Source organism: bacterium, assembly GCA_016702305.1.
Taxonomy (GTDB): Bacteria; Electryoneota; RPQS01; order RPQS01; family RPQS01; genus JABWCQ01.
The window spans coordinates 573,200-585,298 of sequence record JADJEH010000002.1; the positions used below are offsets into that span (position 1 = coordinate 573,200).

Annotated in this window: 7 protein-coding genes; all 7 read left to right on the top strand. The window is 58.5% G+C overall.

Features of this window, described 5'->3' with window-relative positions; genetic code table 11:
- Nucleotides 1–29: 29 nt before the first annotated feature.
- Nucleotides 30–1,442: a hypothetical protein gene (locus tag IPH10_06930; protein MBK6910655.1), complete on the top strand. Its 1,413-nt coding sequence runs from the start codon at nucleotides 30–32 to the stop codon at nucleotides 1,440–1,442.
- Complete coding sequence (locus IPH10_06935) at nucleotides 1,426–3,081, top strand: SLBB domain-containing protein (GenBank protein ID MBK6910656.1); 1,656 nt, start codon at nucleotides 1,426–1,428, stop codon at nucleotides 3,079–3,081. The genes IPH10_06930 and IPH10_06935 overlap by 17 nt, the downstream gene beginning before the upstream one ends.
- Nucleotides 3,082–3,193: 112 nt before the next feature.
- Nucleotides 3,194–5,869 (top strand): Ig-like domain-containing protein, encoded by a 2,676-nt coding sequence (locus IPH10_06940; protein ID MBK6910657.1) that lies wholly within the window; start codon nucleotides 3,194–3,196, stop codon nucleotides 5,867–5,869.
- A gap of 98 nt (nucleotides 5,870–5,967) precedes the next feature.
- A complete protein-coding gene (tadA, locus tag IPH10_06945; GenBank protein ID MBK6910658.1) occupies nucleotides 5,968–7,671 on the top strand; it encodes a Flp pilus assembly complex ATPase component TadA in 1,704 nt (567 codons plus the stop codon).
- Between the two features lie 24 nt (nucleotides 7,672–7,695).
- Complete coding sequence (locus IPH10_06950; protein MBK6910659.1) at nucleotides 7,696–8,949, top strand: type II secretion system F family protein; 1,254 nt, start codon at nucleotides 7,696–7,698, stop codon at nucleotides 8,947–8,949.
- A 75-nt stretch (nucleotides 8,950–9,024) separates the two neighbouring features.
- Nucleotides 9,025–9,825 carry a prepilin peptidase gene (locus IPH10_06955; protein MBK6910660.1) on the top strand — a complete coding sequence of 267 codons (801 nt, stop codon included), beginning with the start codon at nucleotides 9,025–9,027 and terminating at the stop codon, nucleotides 9,823–9,825.
- 122 nt (nucleotides 9,826–9,947) lie between these two features.
- The gene (locus tag IPH10_06960) at nucleotides 9,948–11,960 is read left to right on the top strand and encodes a T9SS type A sorting domain-containing protein (protein ID MBK6910661.1); all 2,013 of its coding nucleotides are present in this window, start codon (nucleotides 9,948–9,950) and stop codon (nucleotides 11,958–11,960) included.
- The last annotated feature ends 139 nt before the right edge of the window (nucleotides 11,961–12,099 follow it).

Genomic DNA, 12,099 nt, shown 5'->3' on the forward strand with positions numbered 1-12,099 from the left:
GATAAAGGAACAGGCTTTTGAAACTGGCAATGCATCTCCGTAATTCTCTCGGGCGGACCGCAGGTTCGTTCGTGTGGCGCGGCGGTATCGTGTTCGTCGCGCTGCTTTCACTGCTAGTGGCTCAGCCCTCCGCGTATGCCCAGGGCGAAGACGCACTGCAAAAGTTGGTGACCATTGACGCCGACGATGCGTTCTTGCCGTCCGTGCTGTCCATTTTGGCGGCCGAAAGCGGTTTCAACATCGTAACCGGCCCGCAGGTAAATCAGGAAGAGCGAATTTCGATTCACTTGAAGGACACTCCCATCGAGCAGGCCATGAACCTTGTGGTTCGCGCGGCGGGGCTGTCTTACGAGATCGTCGGCAAGTCGTTCCTCGTGGCGCCTGCCAAGAATCTGGCGACTCAGGTCGGTTTGAATTCCTACGTGATAGACCTTCAGTATACGGACGCCGTGTCGGTCAAGGCCATGCTGGAGAATCTGGGCGCGGGAATTTCGATTGACAGCACGGGTAACAAGCTGCTGATCGTGTCGAGCCCGAAGGTGCTGGCCGACATTCATCGTATCATTGAAGCTGTGGACGTGCCGCCACTTCAGATTGTTCTCGAATGCCGCATGATCGAAGTGGCCGTGGATAACGAAGAAGTGTTGGGCATGGACTGGAATCGTCTGGCGTCAATCCAGACGGTGATCGCCGAGACTCCGGTGGACCAGTACGGCAACGCGGTGAACGAAGAAGGCACGCCCTCGCTGACGGGTATTGATCCTTCGGTCCGCGGCCGCCTCCCTGCGCAGATGCCGTTCTTCCCGCTCGAGACGCGTCGGCTCGGTTACTGGACGAAGCAGGCCACTGCATTCGAAGTTGCGCTGGACATGCTCCTCAAGAGCGGCCGCGCCGAAGTGCTGGCCAATACGTCCGTGGCGACCTTGAACAACAAAGAAGCCGCGATCCAGGTGGTTGATGAGATTCCCTACATTGCCCGCAGCGGCGGCGTGGGTGGTCAGGTGCAGATTGATCAAGTGGTGGTCGGCGCGCTTTTGCGCGTCACGCCGAAGATCAACGCCGACGGCTATATCACGACGAGCATCAATCCCGAATTGTCCTCGATCTTCCAATTCTTGGAATCATCTGATACGCAGTTGCCGTGGGTGAAGCGCCGTACATCGAGCACGACGCTGCGCATCAAGAACGGTGAAACGGTCATTATCGGTGGTCTCTTGGGTGTTGAGTCCTCGAAGACCGAGCATCGCTTCCCGTTCCTCGGTGACATTCCGTTTATCGGCAGCCTGTTCCGTCACAAATCAACTTCGACGCGCAAGACCGACTTGATTATTCAGGTCACTCCGCACATCATTGGCACCGGCTACACAATGGAGCTGCCGCCGCGCGTGCGTGAAGTCGAAGAGAAGTTCCTCCCGCAGGAGAGTGGTGAAGGTCAGAAGTAAACGCGCGCCGCGCGTGCAGGTCGCGGCATGGTGTTGGCTTGGACTGTTGATCTTTGGGATTGCCGCAGCGTCAGCACAGGACACGAATCGCGAGACGTCGTTGCGGTCGGACATCTTGAAGCGGGCTCAGAGCGCCGCGCCGAGTCTGTCTGCTACGGCCTATGAAGGCGTGCTCGACCGCGACGCGTATCTACTGGGACCGGGCGACAAACTGATCTTACAAATCTGGAGTCCGTCCTACGAAGAGCTTCCGACGGTCGTGTCCGGTGAAGGCCGCATTGCCGTGCCCTTTGCCGGTCCGGTCAAGGTTGCGGGTCTCACGCTAACGGATGCTGAAACGGCGGTTTCGCGCGAGTTCGACACCGCGCTTCGCCGTGGTCGTATATCCATCTCATTGCTCGAACCGCGCCAGTTTCGGGTCCATGTCACTGGACAGGTGGTCATGCCCGGAACAGTCACAGTGCCGGCGACGGCCCGGGTGGCTGACGCGATTGCGCAGGCCGGTGGCACGAAGCGGACGTATCAGATTGCCGGAGCCGATACCGTGTTTACGCCCCTGGCGGCGTTGCGCGAGATCGAGTTGCGATCCGCAGTTACGGGTGACGTAACGCCGGTGGATTTACAATCGTTCTTTTCGGGTGGTTCATTGGCCGCCAATCCGTACGTAACAGATGGCGCGACGATTTACGTTCCGCCCAGAAGTGCGGGGCAGACGGTAGGCATCTTTGGCGAAGTTCGCATGCCCGGAATCTATGATTACTTTTCCGGTGACAACGTTGGCTCTTTGATTGCACTGGCCGGTGGTTTGACAGCGCTGGCGGATTCCAATCTGGTCACACTCCAGCATGCCGAGGGCGCGGCGACGAAGGTGAACTTCTCCCTATCGTCTTTGGCCACGCCGGTTAAGCCGGGCGAGCGTGTGTTTGTGGGCGGGGTGCCGCGCGATGTCCTTCATGGATCAGTCACAGTCGGCGGTCAGGTTGCGCGACCCGGCGGATACGCCATCGTGCCCGGGAAAACGACGGTGGCCGAGCTTCTGGAGCAGGCGGGCGGCTATCTGCCGCAGGCCTCGGCGCAGTCGGCGCGGCTGGAGCGCAAAGGTGACGAACGCTTGGCGGAGGAGCGGGGTAGATTGTCGCGGATCCCGATGAAGACGGGCACAAAGGACGATCCGACGATGCTTGCTGACCAGGAAATGGCGGCGGAGTTCGCCCGCTGGACGTACGGCACTGTGGTGCTGGACTTGACGGCGGAGGCAGGCGAGCCGGGTTATGCTGGCGATGTCGTCCTAATGGATGGTGATCAATTGGATGTCCCGGCCCAGCCCCTGGGTGTGCGCGTCTTAGGGTACGTGAATCACGCGGGCGAGGTCCCGTGGCAGGACGGCGCCGACCTGAACCACTACGTGGCGATGGCAGGCGGCAAGAATCGCGCGGGTTGGTTGGGACGGTCGGTCATTCTGAAGGCGCGCAACGGGTCACAATTGCGTTATTCGCAGCAAGTGACCGTGGACCCGGGTGACGTGCTGTTTATTCCGCAGCGGCCGCGGACGACGGGTTGGGAGCGAGTGAAAGATATTCTCACCGTGGTGGCACAGTTGGCCACCGTGGTGTTGGTGGTGGATACCGCAACTAAGTAATCGTCAAGACCGGGTCCCGTGGGCGGGATCAATCGGAGATTTTCGACTGGAAGTTTCCGATCGGTTTCCTATTTCCACACAACAGGACCTGGAGGGACTCATGGAGGCAAGAATGAAACACATCCGCTGGGCAGCTTTGTTTGTCGCCGTGGTGGCGATGCTGCTAAGTGGCGTCGGCTGCGAACAGAAGTCGACGGGAGACAACAACCAGAATGGCGGTTCGATCGGCTCGATCCAAATCGTGACCGGTGCGATCAACGACACTCTGGAGTTTTTGCCGGCAGATTCGGCATCCACGACCGTCACGATTATCGTCTCTGATGACAATGGTAATGTGATGCGTGACGTGAAGGTTGACATCAGCCTGGCCAACGCCAATCTTGGCGTGATCGAATATGTTGACACGGACCGCCGGGACACGACTGACGCGGTCGGCCGTGTGAATGCGGTCTTCCGCACGTTTGCGCGCGCGGGCGATCAGATCATCACTGCGAGCGCCGGAGGCCGCACGGCCACACGGACGCTGTTCATTCGGGAACAGGACGACGCGATTAATGGCCTGACACTGGTCATTACGCCCAAGCAGCTGGAAGCCTCGCCGTCAGTCGAAGACTCGGCACAGATTTCCGTGACGATTACCGACGCAGCCAACCGCGGCGTGCGCAACGTGGCGCTGACGCTCCGCGCCAGCGGCGGTCGTCTGGTGATTCCGAGTGTGACCGACTCAACGGGCAAGACCTCGACGTGGTGGTACAACAATCGCCAGTTCGGAGAATTTACGATCACAGTGCAGGCTGGTTCGATTACCGCGACCGATACTGTTACCGTTACCGAAGTTCAGGACATCCTCGGCACGCTGACCATTGCGACGTCTGAACCGGTGATCGAGGCCGACGGCTGCATTACGGCGGCGACAATTACGGCATCGCTCAAGAATCAATTTGGTGAAGCCGTCCGCGGCGACACGATTCGCTTTGGTGCGCCCGAGCTTGGCGCCATCAATACGATCGCGATTACCGACTGTCTCGGTATTGCCATGGCGCAATTCTGCGGTATGACGATTCCGAACGATCAGGATCCGGCGGACTCGTCCATGGTCGTGGCCCGCTATGAGAAGTGGGGCCTGCGTGATACCGTGAACGTGCGCATCATCCCTGCCGCGGGTATCGGCAACGTCAACCTCGGCGTTTCCAACACGGTTGGTGTCGCGGGTGTGGACTCGGTGGCGCTGAACGTCTTCGTGCAGTTCGCCAATGGCGCGCCGGTCAACGGCTATTGGGTGAAGTTCCGCTACACGCCGTGCGGCGATTTCAAGTACGACTCGCTGCGGCTGGTCAATGGTTCCCCCGACTCGGTGAACTACTACTATCTGTGTCAGGCCGTGCCGCAAAGCCCGGTGAAACTGGTGGCTACCGTGGACGGCATCCCTTCCGATACGATGCAAGTGCTCGTTATCCCTGGGCAAGCGTCATCCGTTCGGTTGGATCCGATTCCGCCGACGACGATTGGCGTGCCGGTGCAGGTCAATGCCGCCGTGGTTGATACCTTCAACAACCCCGTTCAGGCGGGTACCAGCGTAGGCTTCTTGTCCACTATTGGTGCTATTCCGGCTTTTTCGTCCACGGACGCGGATGGCTGGGCGCGGCCAATGTTGAACCCCGGCACGACGGCCGGCGTCGGCCTGGTGAAATCGTTCTTGGCTTCGGGTGGAGATACTTCCATTACGACGCTGATCGTGCAGTCGGGCAATGTCAGCACCTTGACGGGCACCTTAGTCCCGACCAGCTTGCAGGCACAGGGCTCGGGCGGCCAGGATTGGGCGCAGGTCTCGGCCCGCGTCTATGATGACAATGGTAACCCGGTGGAAGATGGCCAGTGGGTGCGCTTCCGCCTGACGACGTTCCCGGCTGGAACGAATATCAACGGCAACGGCATTCTGGACTCGGCGGTCACCGCCGGTGGTCTAGCAATGGCCACAGTGAACGCTGGAGCGGCGGTTGGTCCGGTTATGGTTAGCGTGTGCGTCTCCGTAAATGGTCAGGAACAATGCGTTCCGGTGACTGGTTCGGTTGTAGCGGGTCCGCCCTTTGAAATCGGTATTGGTGTGGACGAAGTCGGCGAGGACGCCGGTGGTGCTGCATGGGATGTTGAAATCAGCGCACTCGTTAAGGATGCGGTGCAGAACAACGTCATCAATGGCACGAACGTCTTCTTCGAAGTCAGCCCGCCGGAACTGGCGCAGATTCTATCGGAATCTGTCGTGGTCGGCAACGAGAATATGGACGGCGACGAACGTCCGGGCGTGGCCTTCACGACGCTGCGTTACAATTCGATGGCGACCAACAGCACCGTGACCATCACAGCGCGCACTGGTAACGGCGTCGAAGCCAACTTTGACTTCACGCTGCCGATTCAGGAGCCGACGATTAACCTCGACGCCCTGCCCGGCTCGTGGCACTTTATCGCCAATGGCAACCCGTGCCGCATTCAGTTGCGTGCCGAGGTGCGTGACGGCCATTCGGTCTTGATCAATGACCAGGAAGTCTACTATTCGTCGCAGCGCGGCCGTATGTTCGCCAATCAGCAGGGTACCGGCCCGGCGATCAGCACGGACTTCACGGGCCCGAACTTCGGCGAACCGGACGGACAATGCTCGATTTTCCTGGTTGACTCCGTAGGCTTCATCTTCCCGGATCCGCTGACGCCCGAAATACCGGGTGAGGTGCGCGTGGAAGTCGTGGGCTATGAGAGCGCGACGAATTCACAGGTCATCAACTTCCGCCGCTAAGGGGAAGCTGTCTCTGACGTAAACCAAGCAGGCCGGAGCCGGGACCCCACCGGCTCCGGCCCATATTGGTACGACTATAGAAAGAACGATACGAGGTTATGCGAGAAAAGCTTGGCGAGATACTGGTCCGCAAGGGTCTGATTAATGCGGGGCAGCTCAACGAGGCGTTGACGCTGCAAAAAGAGAAGCGCAAGCGGATCGGCGAGATGCTGGTCGTGTTGGGCGCCGTGAGTGAAGAAAAAGTCTACGCGGCATTGGCTGAGCAGTGGGGCTATGATTTCATCCCGGCTGACTCGCTGGTGGCCAAGAATCCGAATGCTCTGGCGATCGTTCCCGAGGCGTTTGCCAAGGAACACGCGCTGATACCGTTGATGCTTACGGACACGACGCTGACGGTAGCCATGGCCGATCCGGACGATATTGTGGCCATGGATAATCTCGAGAAGCTCTCGGGCAAGCGCGTCGAAGCGAAACTCGCCTCGCCGTCGGCCATCGTAGGCGCGATCGAGAATTCCTACGAGAAGATTCGCAAGCAGGGCGAAGTAACCGAAGCGATCGGCGACTTGCAGTTCTTTGCGACTTCAGACGAGGACGACGAAAGTCTTGTGGACATGAGCAAGACCGCGGCGACGGAAGACGCTCCCGTGGTCAAACTCGTGAATCTGATGCTGCAAGACGCGATCAACTCGCGGGCCACGGACATTCACATCGAGCCCTATGAAGACGCGCTGGTTGTGCGCTTCCGCGTGGACGGCGTGCTGATGGAGGTGATGCGCCCGCCGAAGGCCTCGCATTCGGGTATCGTATCTCGAGTGAAGATTCTCTCGAAGCTGAATATCGCCGAGAAGCGTTTACCGCAGGACGGCCGCTTCACAGTTCGCACTCCGGGCAAGGAAATTGACATGCGCGTCTCGATTCTGCCGCTCGTCACGGGCGAGAAGATCGTGATGCGTTTGCTGGACAAATCGGGTTTCGCCTTCAGTTTGACGACGCTCGGTTTTGACGAGGAAGACGGTAAGATATTCCGCCGCTGGATTCGTCAGCCGTACGGCATGGTGATCATCTCCGGACCGACGGGTGCCGGTAAGTCCACCACGCTGTTCGCCGCGTTGAATGAAATCAAGAGCGTTGAAGACAACATCACGACGGTCGAAGACCCGGTCGAATACCACGTGCCGGGCATCAATCAGGTGCAGACGAAAGCCAAGATTGGTCTGACCTTCGCGGCCGCGCTGCGCTCGATTCTGCGTCAGGACCCGGACAAGCTGCTGATTGGTGAAATTCGCGACGAAGAAACCGCGGACATCGCGGTCAAGTTCGCGCTCACCGGTCATTTAGTGTTTTCGACGGTGCACGCCAACGACGCTCCGACGACGATCACTCGCTTGTTGGACATCGGGGTTCCGCCGTTCCTGTGCGGTTCGGTGTTGAATCTTGTGATGGCGCAGCGCCTCGTGCGCCGTATCTGCCAGCACTGCAAGGTTGAGTACGAACCGGATGAAGCCGAGATGCAGTCGCTCGTGATTGACAAGGACTTCCTCAAGGGCCGGAAGTTCTGGCGCGGTCGCGGCTGTGCACAGTGCCGCAACACGGGCTACCACGGACGAACGGGTATTTTCGAGATTCTCGAGATGCGCCGCAACGTGCGCTCTTTGGTGTATGATAACGCGAATCAGGATGAGATTCGCAATGCGGCTTTGGCCAACGGCATGGTGACGTTGCGCGACGCCGCGTTCAAGAAGATTTTCGCGGGTGTGACCACAAGCAATGAGCTTCTGCGCGTGACGGTGCAGGAGATTTAATTCCAACGGACGGGCAAACAGGCGATGCCGACATATAGTTACGTCATCAAAGACGCCGCGGGCAACCGTCAGGAAGACAACATCAAGGCCGCGAGCTACGAGGCGGCCGTCGAGCAACTGCGGCGCAAGGGCGCGGCGCAGATTGTCTCGGTGCGCGAAATCAAGGGAGGCCTGGCGCTCGACGAAATGAGCGTCGGCGAACAGATCGGTCTGGCCATCTATCGTTGGCGCACGCGCGTGCCATTGAAGACTCTGGTCTTCTTCACGCGCCAGCTTTCGACGATGTTCTCGGCCGGTTTGACGATTGAGCGCGCGATTCAGAACCTCTTGCAGGAAGAGCGCAACTACCGCTTCAAAAAAGTGCTTGTGCAGGTGGCGACCGACCTCAAGAAGGGCTACGCCCTGTCGGAGTGCCTGGCGAAACACCCGGGCGTGTTTTCAAATCTGTTCGTGGCGCTGGTGCACGCGGGCGAAGTTTCGGGTAATCTGCACGTCATTCTTGAACAGCTTTCCGACTACCTCGAATCCGTCGCCGACACGCAGCGCAAGGTCATCTCGGCGATGTCCTATCCGGTGTTTTCGATCATCTTCCTGACCATCGTGATCTCGTTCTTGATGATCTTCGTGGTGCCGATGTTCGAGGATGTGTATTCGAAGTTCACGGCAAAACTGCCGTTTGCGACGCTGGTACTTATGAACATTTCGAAGCTCATGGTCAATCAGGCGCCGATTGTCTTCCTGTTCCTACTTGGGACGATTTCGGGTTTGTGGATTCTGACTAAGACCAAGCGCGGCGGCCTCGTCTGGGACTCGATGAAGCTGAAGTTCCCCGTCTTCGGCAATCTGCTGATGTCCTCGCTGATGGACAAGTTCGCGCGAACATTTGGTATTCTTATCGGATCCGGCGTGCCGGTCCTCGAGTCGCTGTCGCATGCCATTCGCGTCGTGGAAAATCGTGTGATTGGCAACGCGCTCCGTGATGCTCAGCATATGGTGAAGGATGGTTATGCGATTTCGGTCGCGCTGAAGAAGACCGGCGTCTTTCCGCCGATCATGGTGCAGCTTATTCAAACCGGTGAAGAAACCGGTGAGATTAACAAGCTGCTTGAGAAGGTTTCGGAATTCTACTCGAAGCAGGTGGACGCCACGATCGGCCGCCTGACCTCGCTGATCGAACCGCTGTTGATTATCCTCATCGGCGGCGTTATCGGCATCATTCTGATCGCGATCTACCTGCCGGTGTTCATGTTGGGCCGGGCGATTCAGTCGGGTTCGTAAGGCACAGGGCTTGCAATTTTCGACGGGTGACTGCATATTCTGCGGTCACCCGTTTTCATTGAAAGGACCGTTGAGGTGATTTCGACTCCTTGGGGCGACCTGCCCGCCTGGCCTGTTTACGCTGTTGTGGCCTTTTTGGGGGCCTGTTTCGGCAGTTTTGCCAACGTATTGATCTACCGACTGCCGGCTGAAGAGTCGCTCGTGCATCCGCCGTCGCGCTGTCCGGCGTGTGGCAAGGGCATTGCATGGTATGACAACATCCCCGTGTTAAGTTGGCTGCTGCTGCGCGGCAAGTGTCGTAGTTGCCGGGCGGCGATCTCGATCCAGTACCCGCTGATCGAGCTTGCCTCCGCTGGATTCGCCGTCCTCGCTGTCTGGAAGTGGGGGGCGACCTACGCTGGCTTGGCCCATGGGCTGCTGCTGATCGGCCTGCTGGCGCTGATTCTGATTGACCTGCGGCACTGGCTACTTCCCTTCGCGATCACGATTCCCCTGACGCTCCTTGGCCTGGCCGGGGCCGTGTTTGCCGACATGCTACCGATAAAGTCAGCGCTGCTTGGGGCCGGACTGGGCTTTGGAGCATTCCTCCTCATGTTAGTGGGTGGCAAGCTGGTGTTTGGCAAGGAAGCCATGGGCGGCGGCGATGTCGTGTTTGGGGCGATGGCGGGCAGTTTCGTGGGCTGGCAATTGACGTTGCTAATGATTTTCCTTGCCTCGCTCCTTGGGACATTTTATGCTATAGCTTTATTGATTTTACGCAAGGACGTTGCGGGCAGGTCCGTGCCATTTGGGCCCTTTTTGGCGGCGGCCTTGGCGATCTGCCTGTTTTGGGGGGCAGATATAGTCGGATGGTATCTGAAAATGCTGCGCTTGTGAGAACCACTTGACTTATTAGCACTTGCTGAGTAACTTATAGCGAACTGTCGAATAGCATCTTTACAGATATCACCTGCATAGACACCCTGCGTACCCCGCAGGAGCAAGAAAGGGAGTATCCCATGAAAAAGCCTTACCTGGTTTGTGCCCTTGCGCTGGCGGTTGCCGCGTCAGCTTGGGCCGCACCGACCACCTCGAAGGTCGTGAACACGGCGGCGAAGACGCCGGTCGTGGGCGCGACTACCGAGGTCAATCACACGGCGACGGTTTCGCACCGTCAGCCGCAGACGTTGGACGTGGTTGGCGATGTGTACGTCGCCGGCACGACCTACTATGACTATCAGCACAATGGAACCGCCGGCCGCATGATTGGCGTTGACCCGCTGGGTTTCGTGCACGTGGCGTGGATGAACGGTGTCACCGAAGACTTGGCTCAGCGTGACGCTTTCTACAACTGCTGGGATCCTGCGACATCCGATTGGGAAGCGTTGATTCCCGATGGTGGTGTGGCTGCCAACTCGGCCCGCGCCGGTTACGTGACCTTGGCGGTTGCGGACAACGGTTTCGCCTTCCCGGCGTTCCACTCGACGTTCCCGGGCGATGCGCAGCTTTCGACGCACGCGGCGATTGACTTCACGCCGCACGCCGGCGCGTATACGCCGTTCTCGGTTGGCCTTTATGGTGAGAGCCAGGTGCTGTGGCCGAAAGTCGTGCGCGACACGGACGGCACGCTGCACGGCGTTTCGACGTCGGATCCCGATGTGGACCAAGGGTACCACTACTGGAAGGGCGTTCCGACTTACGAATCGGGCTTTGGTATTGACATTCAATTCACGACGTTTAGCACGGGTGACCGCTACCAGATTTTGGGCGTCGGTGAAGTCATTGCTCCGGACGTAGCCGCTTCGCCGGTCTCTGACCGTGTCGCGGTTATCTTCAATGACTCGCGTGGCGGCGAAGGCGGCATCACGCAGATCAACAACGATCTGATGCTGGTGATTTCGGAAGACGGCGGTATGAACTGGGCGCCGCCGATTGACCTGACGGATTGGATCGAACCCGACCTCGGTTGTGCCTCCAACGATACGATCGCCTGCAACGGCGACACGCTGCGTCCGTACACCTGTTTGGACGTTGAATTCGACTGGAACGACAACTTGCATGTTGCGTTCACCTGCCGCACGATGTATGAATTTGGCTATCCCGGCTACGAAGGCCAGGTAGCGTTCATCAACAAGTCGAGCATCTGGCATTACGGCGAAGACACGGATGAGTTTTCGTGCATCGTCAACCACGATGAGTTCGCATCGTACTCGGGCGGCGACAGCTTGCTTACCGACAATGCTTGGCAGCTGATGGTTCAGCGCCCGAGCATGTCGTTTGACACGTTGACCGATTGGATGTACTGCTCGTATGTCCACCACGATTCGACCCAGTACAACTGGGAATACTCGATGAGCGCGGATGTCTGGGTTGCGGCTTCGTGCAACAACGGCCGTACCTGGTTTGAAGGCATCAATCTGACCGACACGCCGACCGAAGTGTTTGCTCCGGCTGGTGAATCGGCTCACGAACGCGATCAGACGTTGTCGCCGCTGGTCAGCTACACGGACGGTCAGGGTTACCTGAACCTGTTCTACGTGCTTGACTACGATTGCGGTGGTGTTCCCCAGAGCGAAGGTACGACGACTCTCAACGACTGCCACTACCAGCGAATCGCTTTGAGCGATCTCGAGTTCACGCAGATGCGTGACTGGTCCACGCCGACCCTGCACATTGACGGTAGCCAGCACACCGGTACGGGCACTGTTCCGTTTGATCCGAACAACCTTTGTGTGTCGTCGGCGGATACCCGCGGCGAACTTCCGTCCGCCTTCCAGCTCTATCAGAATTACCCGAACCCGTTCAACCCGACGACCAACATTCAGTTTGACCTCGTGAATTCCTCGAAGGTCACGCTGACGGTCTACAACGTTCTGGGTGAAGTGGTGACGACTCTGGTGAACGGCGAAGCGCTGTCGGCTGGCGTTCACAACTACACGTTTGACGCCGGTAACATGGCGAGCGGTGTGTACATGTACACGCTTGAAGCCAACGGCGTGACCAGCACCCGCAAGATGGTGTTGATGAAGTAGTCTGACCGTTTGACGGTTAGTCTGGCTTGAGTCCTTGTCGGGGCCGGGTGTGAACCAAAGCGCACCCGGCCCCGCATCATTTCGGGCCGCAGTCGTACACGTATTCACATTATCTCTTCATATTTCTATTTACATTATT

Bases quoted from the DNA above. Each gene is read 5' to 3' on its own strand.
- IPH10_06940 (MBK6910657.1), top strand. From the start codon at position 3,194: ATGAAACACATCCGCTGGGCAGCTTTGTTTGTCGCCGTGGTGGCGATG.
- tadA (MBK6910658.1), top strand. From the start codon at position 5,968: ATGCGAGAAAAGCTTGGCGAGATACTGGTCCGCAAGGGTCTGATTAAT.
- IPH10_06960 (MBK6910661.1), top strand. From the start codon at position 9,948: ATGAAAAAGCCTTACCTGGTTTGTGCCCTTGCGCTGGCGGTTGCCGCG.
- IPH10_06950 (MBK6910659.1), top strand. From the start codon at position 7,696: ATGCCGACATATAGTTACGTCATCAAAGACGCCGCGGGCAACCGTCAG.
- IPH10_06930 (MBK6910655.1), top strand. From the start codon at position 30: ATGCATCTCCGTAATTCTCTCGGGCGGACCGCAGGTTCGTTCGTGTGG.